General features: G+C 67.0%; 16 protein-coding genes. 9 read left to right on the top strand and 7 right to left on the bottom strand.

The features are described from left to right. Window positions 1-70: 70 nt before the first annotated feature. On the bottom strand, window positions 71-763 hold the full coding sequence (locus tag FM113_RS01820) for a metal-dependent transcriptional regulator (protein ID WP_087010893.1): 693 nt from the start codon (window positions 761-763) through the stop codon (window positions 71-73). Between the two features lie 77 nt (window positions 764-840). Between FM113_RS01820 and serC the strand changes: the two genes are divergently transcribed. After that, a complete protein-coding gene (serC, locus tag FM113_RS01815) occupies window positions 841-1959 on the top strand; it encodes a phosphoserine transaminase (RefSeq protein WP_087010890.1) in 1119 nt (372 codons plus the stop codon). Here the strand turns inward: serC and FM113_RS01810 are convergent. The 5 genes from FM113_RS01810 to FM113_RS01790 form a co-directional block, all read right to left on the bottom strand. Next, window positions 1956-2963 (bottom strand): class C sortase, encoded by a 1008-nt coding sequence (locus tag FM113_RS01810; protein ID WP_254908818.1) that lies wholly within the window; start codon window positions 2961-2963, stop codon window positions 1956-1958. The genes serC and FM113_RS01810 overlap by 4 nt on opposite strands. Before the next feature lie 63 nt (window positions 2964-3026). Further along, window positions 3027-4556, bottom strand: a complete 1530-nt coding sequence (locus FM113_RS01805; protein WP_176387040.1) for a SpaH/EbpB family LPXTG-anchored major pilin — start codon at window positions 4554-4556, stop codon at window positions 3027-3029. Window positions 4557-4654: 98 nt separating this feature from the next. Continuing rightward, on the bottom strand, window positions 4655-7810 hold the full coding sequence (locus tag FM113_RS18545) for a vWA domain-containing protein (protein ID WP_140393262.1): 3156 nt from the start codon (window positions 7808-7810) through the stop codon (window positions 4655-4657). 209 nt (window positions 7811-8019) lie between these two features. Then, entirely contained in the window at window positions 8020-8634 is a 615-nt protein-coding gene (locus FM113_RS01795) for a DUF3027 domain-containing protein (protein ID WP_087010883.1), read from the bottom strand. Then, the gene (locus FM113_RS01790; protein WP_087010881.1) at window positions 8627-9004 is read right to left on the bottom strand and encodes a cold-shock protein; all 378 of its coding nucleotides are present in this window, start codon (window positions 9002-9004) and stop codon (window positions 8627-8629) included. The genes FM113_RS01795 and FM113_RS01790 overlap by 8 nt, the downstream gene beginning before the upstream one ends. A gap of 138 nt (window positions 9005-9142) precedes the next feature. Between FM113_RS01790 and FM113_RS01785 the strand changes: the two genes are divergently transcribed. The 3 genes from FM113_RS01785 to FM113_RS01775 are packed head-to-tail and all read left to right on the top strand — an operon-like array spanning window position 9143 to window position 12975. Next, window positions 9143-9409, top strand: a complete 267-nt coding sequence (locus FM113_RS01785) for a hypothetical protein (protein WP_254908817.1) — start codon at window positions 9143-9145, stop codon at window positions 9407-9409. Window positions 9410-9422: 13 nt separating this feature from the next. Next, window positions 9423-11285 carry a helicase-associated domain-containing protein gene (locus tag FM113_RS01780; protein ID WP_087010877.1) on the top strand — a complete coding sequence of 621 codons (1863 nt, stop codon included), beginning with the start codon at window positions 9423-9425 and terminating at the stop codon, window positions 11283-11285. A 55-nt stretch (window positions 11286-11340) separates the two neighbouring features. Next, a complete protein-coding gene (locus FM113_RS01775; protein WP_087010875.1) occupies window positions 11341-12975 on the top strand; it encodes a DNA repair helicase XPB in 1635 nt (544 codons plus the stop codon). Window positions 12976-12990: 15 nt separating this feature from the next. Here FM113_RS01775 and FM113_RS01770 read toward each other — a convergent pair whose 3' ends face one another. After that, window positions 12991-13584, bottom strand: coding sequence for a helix-turn-helix domain-containing protein (locus FM113_RS01770; protein ID WP_087010873.1), 594 nt, complete (start codon window positions 13582-13584; stop codon window positions 12991-12993). An 85-nt stretch (window positions 13585-13669) separates the two neighbouring features. Between FM113_RS01770 and FM113_RS01765 the strand changes: the two genes are divergently transcribed. The 5 genes from FM113_RS01765 to FM113_RS01745 all read left to right on the top strand — a co-directional run bounded on the left by FM113_RS01765 (window position 13670) and on the right by FM113_RS01745 (window position 19797). Continuing rightward, window positions 13670-15325 (top strand): 5-guanidino-2-oxopentanoate decarboxylase, encoded by a 1656-nt coding sequence (locus tag FM113_RS01765; RefSeq protein WP_254908816.1) that lies wholly within the window; start codon window positions 13670-13672, stop codon window positions 15323-15325. Continuing rightward, the gene (gene speB, locus FM113_RS01760; RefSeq protein WP_087010869.1) at window positions 15322-16299 is read left to right on the top strand and encodes an agmatinase; all 978 of its coding nucleotides are present in this window, start codon (window positions 15322-15324) and stop codon (window positions 16297-16299) included. Before FM113_RS01765 ends, speB begins: the two co-directional genes overlap by 4 nt. Window positions 16300-16354: 55 nt before the next feature. Continuing rightward, window positions 16355-17464, top strand: coding sequence for an ABC transporter substrate-binding protein (locus FM113_RS01755; RefSeq protein WP_087010867.1), 1110 nt, complete (start codon window positions 16355-16357; stop codon window positions 17462-17464). A gap of 106 nt (window positions 17465-17570) precedes the next feature. Then, window positions 17571-18272 carry a response regulator transcription factor gene (locus tag FM113_RS01750; protein ID WP_087010865.1) on the top strand — a complete coding sequence of 234 codons (702 nt, stop codon included), beginning with the start codon at window positions 17571-17573 and terminating at the stop codon, window positions 18270-18272. A gap of 1 nt (window position 18273) precedes the next feature. Next, complete coding sequence (locus FM113_RS01745) at window positions 18274-19797, top strand: cell wall metabolism sensor histidine kinase WalK (RefSeq protein ID WP_087010863.1); 1524 nt, start codon at window positions 18274-18276, stop codon at window positions 19795-19797. The last annotated feature ends 528 nt before the right edge of the window (window positions 19798-20325 follow it).

Here is a 20325-nt window from a genome sequence, read left to right as displayed (position 1 = left end):
CAGCCCGGAATTGGGCACGCTCAATACAATCGACTCCGCGGAGCCGCACCCGCTGACGCGGGAGCTCGCTCTACTGTGAGACGAAAATGTGCGCGGCGACCTCAGCGGGGAGGTCGATCGCTTCATGTGATCCCTCGACCTCGACGTGCACAGTGTGCCCGCGTCGAACGAAGGAAGCCTTGTTGCCGGGAACAACTCCGGCGGCCGCGAGCTGTTCAAGCAGCTCCGGATCGACCTGCAGCGGCTCCGCGAGCCGGCGGATCCGCGCGGTCATGGTGACCTCGGACTCAATCAGCAACTCGGTGAGGCCACTCACTCCAGTCTGGAAGGATCCCGCACGCGTGGATCCGAGCTCCTCGAGCCCGGGAATGGGGTTGCCGTAGGGCGATTCAGTCGGGTTGCCGAGCATCCCGAGCAGCTTGCGCTCAACGCGCTCGCTCATGACGTGTTCCCAGCGGCACGCCTCCTCATGGACATACGCCCATTCGAGCCCGATCACATCAGCGAGCAGCCGCTCGGCGATGCGGTGCTTGCGCATCACGCGCACGGCTTTGGTGCGACCAGACTCCGTGAGCTCGAGGCGGCGGTCATCCGTGACCACAACAAGTCCGTCGCGCTCCATGCGCCCCACCGTCTGCGAGACCGTGGGCCCTGAGTGGCCAAGCCGCTCGGAAATGCGCGCGCGCAGCGGCACGATCCCTTCCTCTTCGAGCTCCAGGATCGTCCGCAGGTACATCTCCGTCGTATCGATCAGATCTGTCATCAGCAATCCTCTCGTTAGCCCAGATTCCAGCTTAGGGCATGGACCTGTATCGTTCCCACGCCCGATAGAATCTCGCTATGGCCGATATCTCAATCCCCGCAGCCCTCCTGCCCGCCGACGGACGCTTCGGTTGCGGCCCCTCGAAGGTCCGTGACGAGCAGCTCTCCTTTCTCGCTTCTCTGCAGCCGAGCGTGCTGGGGACATCCCATCGCCAGGCCCCGGTAAAGGATCTTGTCGGCAGTGTCCGCTCCGGTCTGGCCGAGCTGTTCCGCGCCCCCGAGGGGTACGAGATCCTGCTCGCCAACGGCGGCGCGACAACCTTCTGGGACTCGGCAGCCCACTCGCTCGTGGAGCGCCGCAGCCAGCACCTCGCGTTTGGCGAGTTCGGAGCAAAGTTCGGCAAGGCCACCGGTGCGGCCCCGTTCCTCGAGGCACCGGATGTTCGCACCGCGGATGCCGGATCGCGTTCACAGGCTGAGCCCGTTGCGGGCGTCGACGTGTACGCCTACCCGCACAATGAAACGTCGACGGGTGTCATGGCCCCCGTGGTCCGCGTGGCGGGCGACGCTGGTGCGCTGACGGTTGTCGACGCGACGAGCGCGGCCGGTGGCATCGACTTCGACGCGAACGAGACTGACGTCTACTACTTCTCCCCGCAGAAGAACTTCGCCTCGGACGGCGGCCTCTGGTTTGCCCTCGTCTCCCCCGCCGCGATCGAGCGCATCGAGCGCGTCACCGCCTCGGGCCGCTACATCCCGGAGACGCTCAATCTCGCCGGAGCAATTGAGAATTCGCGCAAAAACCAGACGCTGAACACCCCGGCACTCGCGACGATCGCGATGATGGATGAGCAGCTGCGCTGGATCAACGGCCAGGGCGGTCTCGCCTGGGCGTCGGCGCGCACCGCCGAGTCCTCGCAGGTGCTGTACGACTGGGCCGAGCGCACCGCCGTCGCGACCCCGTTTGTCACGAACCCGGAGCACCGTTCGCAGGTCGTTGTCACCATCGACTTCGACGACAGTGTCGACGCCGCCGCGATCTCGGCCGCGCTGCGCGCAAACGGCATCGTCGACACCGAGCCGTACCGGAAGCTCGGGCGCAACCAGCTGCGCATCGCAACGTTTACTGCGATTGACCCCGAGGACGTCCGCACCCTGACGGGCGCGATCGACTACGTGCTCGAGCGTCTGGTCTAGACCAGATCGTCCGCGGCGTGTGCGGGCCGCCGCTTCGTGCGGCCCGCACCGCTCGCAGACTTCCGCACCCGGGAGGACGCCACGACGTAGGCGGTGATCCCGGTCAGTGCGAGCGCGGACCATACGGCCCACCAGGGGAACCCGGGGACTGTGGGATCCTGCCCGGCCGCGTTCACATCGCCAATCGGCGTCGGTGTGACGCGTTCCCCCGTCACCAGAATGCGGTGGGTGTTGATCCCGAGCGGGGTGCAGGTCACGAGCGTCGCCAGGTCCTCTCCCAACACGGGATAGAGCGCTTGGGTCTCGTCGGGCTTGACGACGCGGGTTTCGGTGACCCGATAGGTGAGCACCTCACCCCACGTTTCAACAGTGAACGTGTCACCGGCTTGCACCTTGTCGAGATTGTCAAAGAGGGCGGCCTTGGCGAGGCCGCGGTGTGCGGTGAGCACGGTGTGGGTCGTGGGCCCGCCCACAGGCAACGCCGTGCCTTCGAGGTGCCCTACGCCCTGTTCCAGGACGTCATCACTGGTGCCGTGGTAGATCGGCAAGTCGACATCGATCGACGGGATCTTGATCCGGGCCATCAGCCCCGTGCTGTCGGCCGCGAGCAGGCGGGTGTACTCCTCATCTGAGGCCCCTTCCACGGCCTGCGGGATCCGCTGTCCCGCGGCGACAACAGCCGCGCCGGTGAGCTGTTCATTGTACGTCCGCGCCTCCGCGAGCGCGGTCTGCCGCCGCGCTTCGTCGGAGCTCGTGCTCTCTCGGTTGAGCCCCATGATTTCCTGCGAGTACTCCCGCTGCGAAAACCAGGTTGCGATGCTGGGAAGCTGCAGCAGCACGACACCCGCCAGGGCGAGAAGAGCGACGAAGATAACCACCGGGCTCGGCCGCCGCCATCGGCGGTCCGAGCCCGGTGACCCGGGAGATGTGGGAGCCGAAGTCGCATCATCGGCCTCATGATCAGGCGGGGGTGGCATGACCAAGGTCTGCGAGTTCGTCACCATATCTCCTTTTGAGGAGGGTGGGCGAGCGCTACGGGGGGACGCGCTACTCACCCACCCGGCTTGTTACTCTGCGCCGGCCGTGCGGCGGCGAGAGAGCAGGATCGCGGTGCCTGCGGCTGCGATGAGCAGTGCACCACCCGCCACGGAGAGCACGAGTGCACCCGAGGAACCGGTGAGGGGCAGCTCGGGAACGCGCTGCTGCACGTTCTTCACGGTCACGTCAACCTGGGCCGAAGCGCCGGTCTTCACGGCCACCGGTGTGAACGCGGCGTCGCCGGTCGGAGTGACGAAGCCTGCGGGTGCCGCGGTCTCCTTCAACACGTAGCAGCGCTGTGCAGCGTTCTCGGGCGCATTGCTGCTGTCACTCACGAAGAGGCCCGGGATCGTGACGCGGCCGTTGGCACCCGTCGTGAAGACAGTGCCACCCGAAACCGCAATCGCGGCACCGCTCGGCGTAGCTGCCGAGCAATCGGCTGCGTAGGGCTCTGCGGCTGCGTAGACCTCGAACTTGGCACCAGCGAGGGTGTCGCCCGGGGTGCGCGCGTTCACCTTCTCGACCAGCACGTCGCCCCAGTTCGTGGTGACAGGGTTCGACGTGATGCCGTTCTTGCGATCCGGATCGTTCACAAAGCTTGTCGCGGTGTTCACGATCGAGCCGTTGCCCAGCGAGGTGACTGTGCCCTGGAAGGTGACAACAACACTCTTGCCGGATCGAGTTGCGAGCCACGGAAGGCCCGGCGTCGCGGTGAAGGATACGTCGATGCTCTGCCCGTTCACGGTCACACCGTAGTTTTCTGCGGGCACCTCGGTACCGTCAACCGTGATGCTCTTGACGCCACCCTGGACACCGACCGAAGCACCGGTCGGGGTGAGTCGCGGATCGAGCGTGTCGGACACGGTGAAGCTCATCAGGCTGCGGCCGGCGGCGAGCGCCGGGATCTGAGCGGTGACGGGGAACTCAACAATGCTGCCGAGGCCCAGCCCGGTCGGCGTGTTCACGGTCTTCGTGATGCCGGTGATGCCGTTCTTCGGGTACACATTGACGTCGTAGAGCCAGCCGTCCTCAAACGGGTACGGGATCGTCACGATGAAGGGGGCGGCGCGGTCCACAACGGATGCGGGCGCGGCGGTCTCGCAGACCACGTACACGCCGACCTCAGTGGGGATTGTCGCCTCACCGTTGGCGTCGGTCGTCACTGTCGGCAACGCCGTCCCCAGCGTGTAGCCTGCGGGGGCCGTGCAGTCGGCTCCGGGCTGCAGCCCATCGAGAGCGTCCCACGCAGCGGGGTCACTGAGGTCCACCGGCTGTCCGTCCTTCAGCAGCGGGGCCGCCGTGAACTGCACGTCCTTGATTCCCGGGGTGGGGATCGCGGTGCCGGAGCCATCCGGGTTCTGGGTGACCGGGCTCGAGCCCGTCTGGTGCTCGTGCTTGTGCACGATGATCGAGCCGGAGGCGTCGGGGTCGATTCCGCCGAAGCTCGGCGCGGCCATGGCCGGCGAACTCGCGGCAACAGCACCGAGCAGCGCGATGGCGGCTGCGGCGAGCGCGCCTACGACGCGCTTGGGGGTTCTCCCGTGAGCGGTCTGAGTCATGGTGGATGTCCTCTCTAGGTGGTGCGTGGTTGCGCGTTCTGTGATTCGGAACGGCAGGAGACGTGCGCGCAGCGCGCGGCTCCGGGTCTGTGGGGCGCTCATGGGGCGCTCGATTCGGCGCGGCGGCGGCGTGACCAGGTCAGGCCACCGACAAGGAGCGCGAGTGCTGCGAGGCTGGCCCCGGCGATCCCGAGCGCGTCGGAGCTGAGGCCACCGGTGAGCGGGACCTCGAGCGCGGGGGCTGGGCGGTTCACGAAGCGGTAGACGCCGTGCTGCCCGATCCCCACTGAGACGGCCTGACTCTCGTCCACGGCCACCCAGCTGCAGCCGCCGGGTGCCCCGGCCTGGGGTTCGCACCGCTCCACCCGATCGAGCAGGTAGGACAGCGGGGCGCTCGGATCGCTCGCGACCTCAGACAGCAGGTAGGGCTTGCTCGGGGTCACACCGAAGGTGTTTGCCGCGGAACGTGTCGTCGCACCGGATACGGTGAACGGTGTTCCACCCTGGCCTGGATCCGCCATCAGGTTCCAGTTCGCGGGGCTCGCCGGCCCATCCTCAACCGACTTCAGCAGGGTCAGCTGCGAGACGCACGTCACCGTGTTCGTGATCTCGAACGTGTTCGCGCCCGGGGTGATCGTCGCCGATGCAGGCAGCGGATCTGCGGTAGTCACCGCTCCGCGCTTGGTCAGGGCGTTCGAGGTGAGGGAGCACCCCGGCAGGAGCACCGGATCAATGCTCACGGACTCGTTGATTCCGACAGTCCCACCGGCGGTATACCCCGGTCGTGCGCTTCCCCAATCCTGGGGCGACGGCGTCGTGGTTCCCGGGTTTGTCAGTGTCAGCTGCCCCTGCATCCCCGCGGGGAGACTCCCTTCGTCACCAGGGAAACGGTACGTCCCAAGGTTCGTCCCTGAGGAATCCTGAATCTTCCATACCTTGTCGACCTGCACTGTCGCAGCCTTATTCGGTGCCCGGTTGTAGACGATGCAGTTGATTGTCTCCCCGTTGGGCACCGCGACACGGACGCCGTTTGTGGGGTTGCCGCTTGGCGTGGTGCGTGTTCCGGTGTTCAGATTCGTGCACACCGCGTTCTGCCCGTTCACCGGCTGCAGTGTGTAGCCGGGCTGCTGCGTCTCCGTGATTGTCACGTCGGCGCTCCGTGTTGTCGGGGTGAAGGTGAGTGGGAACGCAATCGTGCCCGTTCCATCGTTCTCTGTGACCCGCACGGGTGGGTTCGGCAGTGTGGCACCAGCACCAGCGTTCGAGGCGGTGAACTCCCAACCTGCACCCGCGGGCTGAGCCCCGGCAATGGATCCCGCAGGCGCGGTGTCCGGCACGATCATCTTCGTGACCGTGAGCTGACCGGCGCAGTTGCCGAGTGCGAGGTTGCGCAGTGTTTGACCTGCAGCCGCGTAGTCAGACGTCTGGTAGTAGTCGCTGCCCTTGGTGGGACCGGAGATCGCGCTGAGGTTCAGCGCGCTGTTCGCGTCAGTTACACCGCTCCCGACGCCGAAGGCGATGACTCGGGAGCCAGTGGCCTTCAGCGCGTTAGCTGAGAAGATGCCGTTTTCAATCTCAATAAATCGAGTATCACTCCCCGGCCCGCTTGCATTTGGTCCGTAGAACGTGGGATTGCCATCCGTGATCACCACGGTCACGTCGTACGGCGTGGGGTTCGCCGCGGAGGCCTCAGCGGCAACCCCGATACCGCGGTCCCAGTTTGTGCCGCCCGAAGACTGCAGGCCGGCGTAACGGGTCTTGAAGGTGTTCGCTTGGGCCTGCGTCGAGACGGGTGTGAGCGCCGGATAGTTCGGTGAGCCGCTCTCTGGCGAGTTCCCTGCGAAGGAGAACAGCGACATCCGAGACTGCGTGCCCACGAGGGCGTTCACGAAGTTGTCAGCCGCGGCCTTGAGGTTCGGCATCGCTGAACCCACTGAACCGGAGCGGTCGAGTACGAGTGCGACGTCAATGCCACAGCTCTGTGGCAGCTGGGGGTTGGAGCGCGACTGCGCCCACGTTCCACCGGAGGACCGAGCCCCTGTGTTTTCGGTGTTCAACATGAAGGCATCGCCCGAGCTGTACACAGCGTCGGCACGGAGTCGGTTTCCCAAACGGAACTGGTAGCGCGTGGCAGATCCGTCATCGGCTTCGCCGGTACGCAACGAAAGGTTCGCGAACCACCCGCTGGGAGCACTGCTCGCCGCGGGAACTACCCAGAACCGTAGATCTCGGTTAACTCCTCCCGACTCAGTATTTGGGACCTCGAAAATGCACTCTCCGTTCGAGTCGGAAACGCAGCGTGCCCAGCCTTCACCGTCACCGCTCACCCCGTCCGGCCGAATCCCGTTGGGTGCCGTAGACGTGCCGCGGTTGAGGAGTAGCGTCACGCCTGCGAGCGGTGTCACGCCAGTGGTCCCGGTGCGGTCGCCGCCTGTCTTGACGATGATTCGTGCGGTCGGCACGGCCAGCGCCACCGCGCGCTGCGGTGCCGGCTTCACTGCCGGGGGTGCGGTGGTCACGGGGGTGCTGGGCGATTCCTCACCCGGCTCGATCTCGGGTTCTGCAGGCTGCTCTGGCTCAGCGGGCGTCTCCGGCTCCGCGGGAATTTCGGGTTCAGCGGGCGTCTCCGGATCCGCAGGAATTTCGGGCTCCACAGGAATTTCGGGCTCCGCAGGAACCTCGGGCTCCGCAGGAACCTCGGGCTGGGGAGCGATCGTGACAACTGGGATGGCGTCGTCGACGGTCCTCGGTGCGGCCACGGTCTGCCAGCCCCCGGCGGCAGCAGGACCCGTTGCAGTCGCGGCGACGCGAAGCTCAAGCGGTTCGCCCGCAACAATCGTGTGGCTGCGCGTGGGATCGACCTGATCGACAAGAGTGTTGATCGCAAAGGCACCGGGTGTCGGATCCAGGTCAGCGCCCGTGTAGTCAAGCTGTCCGGCGTTGTCCGAAAGCAGCGAGGTGACCGGGTTGAGCCCGGCCGCAGCTCCCGCAGCATCCTGGGGTGCCCGGACCTCGAAGGTGGTCCCCGGCTGGAGAACGCTCGCAGCATCCTCAGCGCGCCAGCTCAGGCCGGCCGGTGCGGGAGTCACCGTATCAGTGGGCGCGGGAGTCTCTGTCGTTGCCCACGCGGGCACCGAACCAAAGAGCCCGATCGCGAGTACGGCCGCAGCTGCGGGCACGCTCGCGCGGCGTCCCCACGGTGCTGTGCGACTGCGCTGGCGCAGTCTGCGGTCGCGAATTTCCGCATGCCTCATTGCGTTCCCCATCCCCGAATACTTCGCGGGGACGCACGGCAATCATCTGAGATTCCGTGTACGTTCCCCGCCCCAGGAACAGGCTATGAACGACGTGTGCGGCGGGGATCCGGGAAAACTACGTATCTTGTGCCGGAGTCTGTGTCGACGCAGAAAAAACCCCAGCGGCCCGGGGTCCGGGCCGCTGGGGGTGTTCAAGCGATCGGTGACTAGCGGTCGTCGTCCTCGTCCGCGTCGTCGTCCACCTCGTCAGGGTCTTCATCGAAGAGCTCCGTGTCATCAGACTCATCGGTGCGATCCTCGTCCGAGTCCTCGTCACGATCGTCGTCATCGTGGGTACTGAGTTCATCGATATCAACGCCGTCAAGCTCGTCATCGAAATCGTTGTAGTCGTTGTCCATGAGCTCGTCGTCGTCCTCGTCACCGAGTTCAGCCGCCGCCGCGTCATCCGCCGAGGTGCCTTCCAGTGCCTGCCGAGCCTGCGTCTCCCGGTACTGCGCCAGGCGCTCCGACCAGGGCACCCACTCGGGAGCGGTCACAGCACCCGGGCCGGGAAGCAACTCCACTTCGAGCACGGTCACGGCTGCGGTCTCGTCGACGCGCGCGAGCGTCGCCGCCCACCGCCAGCCGGGGTACCCCGGGAGCTTGCATTCGAACAGCAGTGTGAGCACGTGGGCCTCGTGGACCTCGTGCCCGGCCTCGGCACCGATGGTGTCGGACGGGGTGATCTCTTCGAGCGCAGCGCGGGCCTGCGCCCGAGCTGCAAGTAGCACTGAATCCGCGGCACCCTCTTCGTGCGTCGGCACGTTCACGTCCTCAGGCATCGAAGTCATCCGCTACTCGGCGCAACATCGCCGCCACCTGCCGGGACTGTGCCCGCTCGGGGTACTGCCCGTTCTTCAGCCGACCGCCAAGCCCGTCGAGCAACTTCACCAGGTCCTCGATAATGATCGCCATCTCATCAGCAGACTTCCGATTCCGCTTCGGGGCCTTCGGGGCCTCAAGAACACGCACCGACAGTGCCTGCGGACCGCGGCGACCATCCGCAACGCTATATTCCACACGCGTACCGGCCTGCACCTCGACACCGTCGGGAAGGACTGACGCGTGCAGGTACACCTGAGCACCGTCCTCGCCCTGAATAAAGCCGAAGCCTTTGTCTTCGTCGTAGAACCTGACCTTGCCGTTCGGCATGCCTCGTCCCTTTCCGTCTCGGCGGGTGCGCACCCGGTCCACCGCGCTTCGGTGCTGAGTGACGCACCCGCATATCCTCCCCAGTGTAGTGCCCGATCTTCCACCCGCCGGGAGGAAGTAGGGGCTAAAATGGAGCGGATGTCCATAGAACCCAGCACCCCATCACTTCTGGAGCGGATCCTCGCGATCAGTTCGCTCTCGATCATCGCCGTCGCATTGCTCTCGTTCTTCGCCACGCTCATTGTCGGGCTGAACGACAGGCAAGCAATGGCCGAGGGCCTCTGGCCTATCGTGTACGGCGTTTCCCTCATCGGACTTCCCGTCGGGTTTGTCCTCCTGGTGTTGCTCCTGATCCTGACGCAGGCCCGCCGTCGGCGCGAGTTCCGCCGGAACAGCGGAAAGTAGCGCGGCAGTTACCGTGAGCGGCACACTCGCGCTCGCCTCCGCCATCGCCGAGATGGATCGGAATGCGCTGCGCGGTGTGGTCGCGCAGCGCCGTCCGCAGACTGCGGGAAGTATCGCCGACCCGATCGGCCTCGCGACCGATCTCCTCCGCGTCGATTCCATCACCCGCGCGATTCTCCCCCTCGACCGGAATGCACTCCGGACGCTGCTCCTTATCGCCCAAACGCCCAGCGCAGCCGATCCCGCGACCGTCGAAGCACTTGCGGCTCGCGGGCTTGTGGGGGCCGACGCCGGCGTCCCTGTGGCGCTTCCCGAGGTCACGGCGGTCGTGAGCGACGCACTCACCGCCACGGGGTTCGCACCGGCCCAGCTCATGGCCGAAGCGGCCGGGGACCGGTCATTCACGCCCGGCACCGCGGAACACGCAGCCGATACGAGCAGCTGGTATTCCCCGGCGTTTACCGCGGTCGGGCAGGCCGCCGAGTGCCTGCGCGTGCTCGCCCTCCGCCCGAGCAAACTCAACCGGAACGGGACCGTCGCAGTCGTGTCACTCCGAGCGCTTGCCGACGCGACAAGCATCGACGTCGCTTCCGTCTCGCGGATCGTGACCGCGCTCGGGCACGCCGGCTTGACCGCGCCGCGCCGCGACGAGCACCTGCTTGTGGTCGCGGAGCCCGCGACGGCCTGGCTGCGAAGCGACAACCGCGAGCGGTGGCTCACCCTTGCAGAGGCCGTCGTGCGAGCGACTCCCACCCCACTGCGCGCCGTCCTGTCCGCGACCCCGGGCGATCTTGCTGCAGCAGCAGCCGCGATCCCCCATCACTTCCCGCTCCTCCCCGAGGGCGAGCTCGAAGCTGCACGAGCCTTCGTCGCCGTCGCCGAGCAACTCGGGCTGACAGTAGGCGGCCGCCTCAGCTCCCCGGCGGAAGCCCTGTGCGGCGCAGATCTTTCGGCTGCACGCGCCATCGTTGCCGAGCAGACCCCAGGTCAGGCTCCCGGAGTATACGTCCAACCCGATCTCAGCATCGTCGTACCGGGCCCGCTTGCCCCTGCTGACGAAGCGATCCTGGGGGCGATCTCTCGAGCCGAACAGATTGGGGTGGCCTCGACGCGCCGCATCACGGATGCGAGCATCGCCGAGGGGCTGGAGCAGGGTGTCTCACCCGACACCACCCGGGAGCTGTTCGCCCGGATCTCGTTGACGGGGATCCCACAGCCGCTCGAGTACCTCCTCTCGGCGCGCGCGCAACGCCTCGGAGATCTCGTCGTCGACGAGTATGACGGGGACGGGGGCCGCACCCGAATCACGGTCGGGCGTCCGGACCTCGCAGAAACGCTCCTCGTGGACCGCACCCTGCAGCACCTGCAACTCACACGGTCGGACTCGGGCGCGCCCGCAGCGGGAGCCGTGGTGCTCCTGTCACGGCTGCGTGCCGACCACGTCATCTCGGCGCTCACCGACGCGCGGTACCACCCGACAACCAGCGCCGCACTCGAAAACGCACGCCGCACCCTCCGCCCGAGCCAGCCGGACGTCGCCACCGCGGCGATCCCCATCGTCGCCGCAGATCCGCCACCGTTGCCTCCAACGAACCCCGAGCGCACCGAACTGAACGAGGTCTACACCGCACTCGTTGAGCGCGTTCACGCGGCCGCCCGCGCTGAGCCGGGCACCGGCGACTTTACGCGTCGGCTGGAGCTCGCGATCCGGGACCGAAGCGCGGTGCAGGTCACCGCGGAGGCCCGCGGCCAGGAGCACACCTTCACGCTCCTCCCGGTCTCTGTCACCGGGGGCCGCTTGCGCGCCACGGATCAGGTCGCGGGTGTGGAACGCACACTCCCCGTGAACATGATCACGGCTGTCGAACCCGTCTAGCCTGTCGGGGACGCTCACGCCCCGTTCTCACCGCCGCCGAGTACACTGGTTCGCTATGACACTCGGCCCCCTCATCGTGCAGAGCGACCACACTGTCCTCCTCGAAGTTGCGCACCCTGACGCGGAAGACGCCCGCCACGAACTTGCTGTGTTCGCGGAGCTTGAGCGCGCCCCCGAGCACATCCACACGTACCGTGTGACCCGGCTGGGCCTGTGGAACGCACGCGCCGCCGGGCACACCGCCGAAGAAATCCTCGACACCCTGAACCGTCATGCGAAGTTCCCGGTACCTTCGGGCGTCGCCGACGAGATCGCCGACACGATGCGGCGCTACGGTCGGCTCACGATCGAGCGGGACGCGGAGGGCGAATTGATCCTGCGCTCCGAGGACGCCGCGGTGCTCCGAGAGGTCACGAGCGCAAAGAAAATCGCGCCCCTGCTCGGGAACCGTCGCGATGAGTTCACCTACCCCGTCGAAGCGTGGGCACGCGGCGAGCTCAAGCAGCAACTCGTCACCCGCGGCTGGCCGGCCGAGGACCTCGCGGGCTACACCCCCGGCGAACCCTACGACATCGAGCTCGCCGAAGACGGCTGGGAACTCCGCGACTACCAGGCGAAGGCTGTCGAAGCGTTCCAGCGCGGTGGATCCGGCGTCGTTGTACTTCCCTGTGGCGCTGGCAAGACAATTGTGGGTGCGGCCTCAATGGCGGCCGTCGGAGCGAAGACCCTGATCCTCGTCACCAACGCAGTCTCGGCGCGGCAGTGGCGCGACGAACTGCTGCGCCGCACCTCGCTCACCGAGGACGAGATCGGCGAGTACTCCGGGCAAGTGAAAGAGGTCAAACCGGTCACGATCGCGACCTACCAGATCCTCACGAGCCGTCGAAAGGGCGAGTACGCACACCTGTCGTTGCTCGATGCCGAGGACTGGGGCGTCATCGTCTACGACGAGGTGCATCTGCTTCCCGCTCCCGTGTTCAAGCTGACCGCGGATCTGCAGGCGCGCCGTCGACTGGGGCTCACGGCCACCCTGGTACGCGAGGACGGCCGCGAGGGGGACGTGTTCAGCCTGATCGGCCCGAAGCGCTACGACGCCGCGTGGAAGGACATTGAGGCGCAGGGCTTCATCGCGCCGGCCGCCTGCTTTGAGGTGCGCGTGGGGCTCAGCGAGTCCGAGCGCATGGAGTACGCGATCGCGGAAGACCAGGACCGCTATCGGATCGCAGCGAGCGCCCCGGTGAAGGAGCGGATCGCGCGCCGGATCATCGACAACCACCCGGGCGAGAGCGTGCTCGTGATCGGGCAGTACATCGACCAGCTCGAGTCCATGTCGGAGGCGCTCGGGGTGCCGCTCATCACCGGGCAGACCCCCGTGGACGAGCGCGAGCGACTCTTCGGGGCGTTCCGTTCCGGTGAGGAGAAGATCCTCGTCGTGTCCAAGGTGGCGAACTTCTCCGTAGATCTCCCGGATGCGTCCGTGGCGATTCAGATCTCCGGTTCGTTCGGTTCGCGACAGGAGGAGGCCCAGCGTCTTGGACGACTCCTGCGTCCGAAGGCCAACGGGGCGACGGCGTCGTTCTACACGCTGATCACCCGCGACACCGTGGATCAGGACTTCGCGCAGAACCGGCAGCGCTTTCTCGCCGAGCAGGGTTACGCGTACACGATCCTCGACGAGGATCAGGTCTAACGGCCCCTCCCGCTGCTAGACGCGGGAGGAAAGCACCCACATCACCCGCGCGCGCTCGGTTTCCGAGGGGTTGCGCCAGATGTGCGCGTGCCGCGCGTCGAAGCTCATGGTGTCCCCCTCGGCGAGGAGGAACGTCTCGGCCTCGATGCGAAGCTCCAGTTCACCCGCCAGCACGACCACGAACTCTCGGTCGACGGGGAGCCGATAGGGCTCGGGTTCGAATCCGCCGCCGGGCTCCACCCAGGTCTCGATGACCTGCACGTCGCTCTGGCCGGGCGGGGTGAGAATCGTGTCGGCCACGCCGTCTCCCATCAACGTGGCCGGCTGCCGGTCCGCGCGGCGGTTCACATAGATCTTCGGCGGATCAAAGAGCCGGCCCATGGGCATCGTGAGTGCGTCACAGATCGCGGCGAGTGACGAGATCGAGGCCGAGGCGAGGCCGCGCTCGACCTGCGAGATAAAGCCCTTCGTGAGGCCCGTGAAGTCAGCGACGCTGCTGATCGTCATCCCCCGCTCCTCACGGGCGACGCGGAGCCGGAAGCCGATCTGGGTGAGCTGCTCGGACGCGCCCGCGTGAGGCTGGCGCGCCGTGGTGCTGCGTTCGGTCATTCCCGCAGTCTAGCGTTGACGAAAGCCGCTTTCGGTGTTTAGTATGACCTCACAGAGTATTGTCACATAAAACACGGCGCGGACGATGAGGTCCGCAGAGGGGACGCATCACATGCGGCTCGGTCAGGCCATCAGCTCACTGCTCACCGAATACGGAATCTCCCAGATATTCGGGATCCCGGGAGTGCATACGCTCGAACTGTTCCGCGACATCGACCGGAGCGGGCTGAACGTCACGATCCCGCGCCACGAGCAGGGAGCCGCGTTCATGGCGGACGCCTACACCCGCGTCTCCGGCACACCCGGTGTCTGCTATCTCATCACGGGACCCGGCGTACTGAACGCGCTCACCCCCATCGGCCAGGCGTGGCACGATTCCATCCCCATGCTTGTCATCGGCTCGACGGTCACGCGTGAACAGCTCGGCGCCCACCGCGGCACCCTGCACGATACTCCGGACCTTGCCGAGGTACTCCGGCCCTTCACCCTGTTCAGCGAGACAGTGACCACCGCCGAACGCGTGTCCGAACTCATCGACGAGGCATTCACCCGCTGGCAGCACGAGCGGTCGCGCCCCGTGTACATCGGGATCCCACGCGATCTCCTTGAGGAAGAGGTGGGCGAGCTGCACCGGCCTGCCTCCTCCCCCAGTCTTGCGCCGGCTGCCCCTCCCACGCCTCAGCTCACGGAGGAACTCAAGCGGCTCGCGGCAGCCACTTCCCCCGTCATCATCGCGGGTGGCGGCGCACGCCACGATGGTGCTGCGGTGCAGGCGTTCGCCGAGCGCCTCGCGGCCCCCGTGATCCTCACCGGCAACGCGAAGGGACTACTCCCCGAAGCCCACCCGCTCAACGCGGGCATCAGCATGCCGTTCCCGCGCACGCAGGAACTCGTCAGTGCTGCGGACCTCGTCGTGGGCCTCGGTACCGAGCTCTCCGACTTCGAGGTGCTCTTCACCGGTACCGCGGAGCCTCAGATGGCCGACATCTTGCGCGTCGACATCGACCCCACGGTCAGCCACCCCGACCAGACGAGGCCCACCCTCGCGCTCCGTGTCGGCGCGTTCATCGAGGCCGCGCTCGCGGCGCTCCCGGCACCGGATACGGCGGCGAGCGCCGCCGGTACAGCGCGCGCGGCAGCAGCCCGGGCGGGCCTCGCCGCCGAGCGCGCCGCGGATCCGCACACCCCCTGGATCGACGCGGTGGCCGCCGCACTGCCAGGGGATGCCATCCTCACCGCGGATTCGGCCCAGGTGGCGTATCAGGCCCACCACTTCCTCCCCCTCGACAGCCCGGGCCGATGGCTCGCCCCCTACGGCTACGGCACGCTCGGGCCGGCGCTCCCGATGGCGATCGGGGCGGCAATCGCTGCTCCGGACACTCCTGTCGTGGCGCTCGCGGGTGATGGCAGCGCGCTCTTCACGCTGCCGGAGCTCGCCACCGCGCAAGATCTGGGCGCGAACATCACATTCCTGATCTGGGACAACGGCGGGTATCGCGAGATCGAGGTCTCCTTCGCCCGCACCGACATCCGCCCCGCAGGCGTCCGCACCACCGCGCAGGATCTCGGCATGATCGCCGCGGGTTTTGGTGCCGCGGTCACCACACCAGCCACACCGGCCGAGCTCACCGAGGCGCTGCGCGCCGCAACCGCCGAGCCCGGCCTCTCCGTCATCGTGGTGCAGGCTCCGGCCGAACACCGCGTCGAAGCCGATGCACTCCAGGAAGGCACCCCCGCATGACCCTCGAACTCCCCTACACGACCGGCGTGAGCCGAGACGGTCGACCCGTCACCGGCCAGGTCGACTTCTCCCAGGTGCCACGCTTTGCCGGCCCCGGCACCTTTGCGGGCCTTCCGAGCCTGGCCGAGGTCGGCGAGGCGCAGGCCGGCGTGATCGGCATCCCGTTCGATTCCGGCGTCACCTTCCGCCCCGGAGCGCGCTTTGGCCCCGAGGGCATCCGCGGGGCCAGCCACCTGATCCGGCCCTACAACGTCGAACTCGATTCGTTCCCGTTTGCCGCGCACCAGGTCGCTGACGTGGGAAACCTGGCGGTCACCCCCTTCGGGGTGGACCGCGCCGTCGAGGCGATGCTCACCGGGCTCGCTGCGGCCCGCGAGCGCGCCGGCAAGCTCGTGCTCCTGGGTGGGGACCACACAATCGCCTACCCCTCGATCAAGACACTCGCGCGTCACCACGGCCCCATATCCGTGCTGCACTTCGACGCACACATCGACACCTTCGGCACCTATTTCGGGGCCGCCATGCATCACGGCACCCCGTTCCGCCGGGCTTCAGAGGAGGGTCTACTCGACCCCGAGGGCTGCATGCACGTCGGAATCCGCGGCCCGCTCTACGGCCCCCAGGATCTCTCCGAGGATCGCGCGCTCGGCTTCCAGACCGTCCACTCAAGCGAGTTCTCCACGACCGGGCTTGAAGGGATTCTCGAGCAGATGCTGCGGCGACTCGATGGGCGGCCCGTGTATGTGTCCGTCGACATCGACGTGCTCGATCCGGCGTTCGCTCCCGGCACCGGCACCCCTGAGCCCGGGGGCCTCACGAGCCGCGAGCTCCTGTACCTGATCCGCGGCCTGGCTCCGCTGAACATCGTCGGCGCCGACGTCGTCGAGGTCGCCCCGGCCTACGACCACGCCGACGTCACCTCGCTCGCCGCGGCGCACGTCGCGTACGAGTTCCTGTCCCTCTGGGGGCGCTGACCCACCCCACCCCGCGGGTGCCCCCGGGCACCCGCACGACGAAACGGAAGAATCAATGACGACCCTCTCCCGCTCAGTATCCGCGGTCGCCCTCCTGGGCGCCGCGGGGATCCTGCTCGCCGCGTGTGCGAGCCCAGCCGCAGAACCCGCGGCGGATCGCGACTTCGGCACTCCCGTCGTCGGCGAGATCCCCGACGGGATCCTCGACGGCACCACCCTCACCTACGCCGGCCCCGGCGGCATCTTCCAAGAAGGCCAGGACGAGGCGATCTGGCAGCCATTCGCCCAAGTTTCGGGGGCGACGATGCAGATGGACGCCTTCGACTCCGGCAAGCTCAAGGCCATGGTCGACGGCGGCAACGTCGTCTGGGATATCGTCGACACCTCCCAGGTCGACACCGCCCGCGGCTGCGGCACGCTGTACGAGAAGATCGACCGCTCGCTGATCGACACGTCCCAGCTCCCCGAGGGCACAATCACCGACGAGTGCATGATCCCCAACGTCATGTACGGCTTCGTGATCGCGTACAACACCGAGGTGTTCGGCGACAATCCCCCGAAGAGCGCGGCCGATTTCTTCGACACGGAGAAGTTCCCGGGCAAGCGCACCGTGCCGCAGACCACCTACGTCGACCCACAGAACCTCGAGTTCCCGCTGCTCGCCGACGGCGTGGACCTCGATAATCTGAAGCCCGAGCACATCGACCAGGCCATCGCGAAGTACGACAGCCTCGGCAGCGACATGATCGCGTGGTCCACCGGCGCCCAGGCACAGCAGCAACTCGAGAGCGGCGAGGCAGTGATGGGCTACGTCTGGTCCGGGCGCGGTTACGGTGCCGCGGAGGCCGGGGCCCCGATCGCACCGGTGTGGGACGAGTGGCTCGTCGCGATCGACTCGACCGCGATCCCGAAGGGCGCGAAGGATCCGGCGGCCTCACACGCGGCGATCAACTACTTCCTCGGGGCAGAACAACAGGCCGGGATGACCGAGCTGAACTCGATGTCGCCGGTGAACGTCAACGCCGAACCGCAGGTGGACGATGTGCTGGCCGAGTGGCTCGCAAGCACACGATTCGAAACCGGCCACGTCCCCAACTTCGACTTCTGGGTCGAAAACTACGACGCGATGTCCGATGCGTGGGCGAAGTGGGTGACGGGCGCGTAGCCGGATCCTGCGGCGCGTGTCGTCGGGGCCTGCTCCGGCTCAGGCTCCGGCGACACGCGGACCCAGCTTCCAGCTAGTTCATAGCAAACGATCAGAGACTGGGAACATGAACACTCAGCCAAAGGGACCCCGGATTCTGATCGTTGACGATGAGCCCAACATCCGCGAGCTGCTCAGCACGAGCCTCCGGTTTGCTGGGTTCGGTGTGCGCGCCGTCGCAAATGGTGCGCAGACAATCTCCGCTGTACTTGAGGAAGAGCCCGATCTGATCGTGCTCGACGTGATGCTGCCCGACATGAACGGCTTCAGCGTCACCAAGCGGCTCCGCTCCGCGGGCTACACCGCGCCCATCATCTTCCTCACCGCGAAGGACGATACCGAGGACAAGATCGAGGGCCTCACCGTGGGCGGCGACGACTACGTCACCAAGCCGTTCAGCCTCGACGAGATCATTGCCCGCATCAAGGCAGTGCTGCGACGCACAATCCAGGAGGACGAGGACTCGGTCCTCACGGTCGGCCCGATCACGATGGACCAGGACACCCACGAGGTCTCCGTTGAGGGGGCCTCCGTGGAGCTCTCCCCCACCGAGTTCAAGCTGCTGCGGTACCTCATGCAGAACGCGAACCGCGTCCTCTCCAAAGCACAGATCCTCGATCACGTGTGGGAGTACGACTTCAACGGCGATGCCGGCATCGTCGAGTCGTACATCTCGTACCTGCGCCGCAAGCTCGATCCGCTGACCGAAGAATCGCTGATCCAGACGAAGCGCGGCTTCGGGTACATGCTGAAGACCGAAGCAAAGTAGCGTGGCGCGGCAGAGCTTCACCGACCGATGGGCCGACATCTCGCTTCGCGCGAAGATCACCGGTGTGACGGTGTTCATCCTGTTCCTGGGACTCGTCGTTGCGGGTGTCGGCACCCTCTCGGTGCTGCGGCCGATGCTGCTCTCCAACCAGACCTCTTCGCTGCTGCAACTGCGGAAGGACCCGACGGCCGCGCTGGCGGTTGACGCGAACGGGGCGCAGCTGAGCCCCGAGGACATTCGCTACGCAAACCAGCAGTACTACGTGGCGCTGTTCGATTCCTCGGGCGCGCTGCAGTACGACAACACTCTGGGGCTGCGCCCCTCGTCGGTGCCGGAGCTGCAGCACTCGATGACGCTCGAATCTGTGACGCAGGATCCGGCGCAGATTATCCCCATGACAAGCCCGGACAGGGTCGACTGGCGCGCCATCGCGATCCCGATCCTGGTGCCCGGCGAACAGAGCGCGATCCTGCTTATCGCGTCCTCGATGGCGGGGATCAACCAGGTCGTCGCGCAGTACGTCATCATCTTCACAGGCTTCGGCATCGCCGTGATCTTGCTCGGTGCGGCGCTCACCCGGCTCCTTGTCACCACCACGTTCCTCCCGCTTGCGGAGGTCGAACAAACGGCACTCGAGATTGCCCGGGGCGACACTTCGAAGCGAATCATGGTGGCGAGCCCGCACACAGAGGTGGGTCATCTCGGGGAATCCCTGAACATCATGCTCGACCGGCTCGACGGGTCCATCGAGGAGCAGGCGCACACGATCGACCGGATGCGTCGCTTCATCGGCGACGCCAGCCATGAGCTGCGCACCCCGCTCGTCTCCGTGCGCGGCTACGCCGAGCTCTACCGGATGGGTGCTCTGCAAGACACCGAACAGGTGGGACAGGCGATGGAGCGCATCGAGAAAGAAGCGATCCGCATGACCTCCCTCGTGGAGGACCTGCTGGCCCTCGCCCGCCTCGACGAGCGCCGACCACTGCAGCTCACCTCGCTGCCACTCAACCAGCTCGCCCGCGACGCCGCTCTCGACGCCCGCGCGCAGGCCCCCGATCGGGAGGTCACCGTCGTCGAGGACGCCGCCGACCCCACCGTGACCGGCGACGAGCACAAGGTACGCCAGCTCCTCACGAACTTGATCGGCAACGCGATGCGGCACACCCCTGAGGGCAGCCCCATCGAGGTCGTGGTCTCTGCGCCGCCCGTCGCTGAGGGCGAACCCACGATCGGCCGTTTCGAGATCGTCGATCACGGCGAGGGCGTGCCCGAGCAGATCCGGGACAAGATTTTCGGCCGCCTGTGGCGCGCGGACTCCTCCCGCAACCGAGAAACCGGCGGCTCCGGCCTGGGACTCGCGATCGTGCAGTCGATCGTGGAAGCGCACCGCGGCACCGTCAGCGTGCACGACACCCCGGGTGGCGGCGCAACCTTCCGCGTGGACCTCCCCGCGGGCGGACACGAGCTGCCGCCCACCACAGGCTCCACCGCGCTCACATCCGGCAGCACGGGCCCCACGGAATAGGCGATCCCCGCCATTTCCGGGCCCCTCCACACCACCGCACCTCCGTGGGTTCCGTGACAGCCCAGCCACGCGCACTACCCGTGCCGCCCGTGTGAGGGCCGCACCTGCGAGAGCGCGGCCATGCTGAGCCGCTGCACCTCGGGCCACTCCCGTTCCACCCGCCGCGAGCTCACGCGAATCCTCACGTAGCCGTTCACGGTAGGTTCCGCGTCCAGCAGATTGTCCGCATCGCGCTGCGGCCCCAACGTGGTGCCCGCCGTCGATCGGGAGGACGAGCCAGCGTTCGACGAGGAAGTCGACGCGATGCCCCAGGACCCGGGCCCGGCGCCCGAGCCTGCCCCGGCACCCAGCACACTCCGCCCTCCGCACACCGCACACCGCACTCCGCACTCCGCACCAACGAACCCGAAGGATATTCACGAGTTCACAGGAGATCCAGCCCCGAGCACGGCACGCGAGCAAAGAATCTTCGTAGCTCAGGTTCGCCCGGAGCCGTACGAGCGAACCACACGTACGCTCCATGGGCAC

It is taken from the genome of Leucobacter sp. 7(1) (assembly GCF_900163635.1).
In the GTDB taxonomy this organism is placed as follows: domain Bacteria; phylum Actinomycetota; class Actinomycetes; order Actinomycetales; family Microbacteriaceae; genus Leucobacter.
This window is presented reverse-complemented; position numbering and strand designations above follow the sequence as displayed.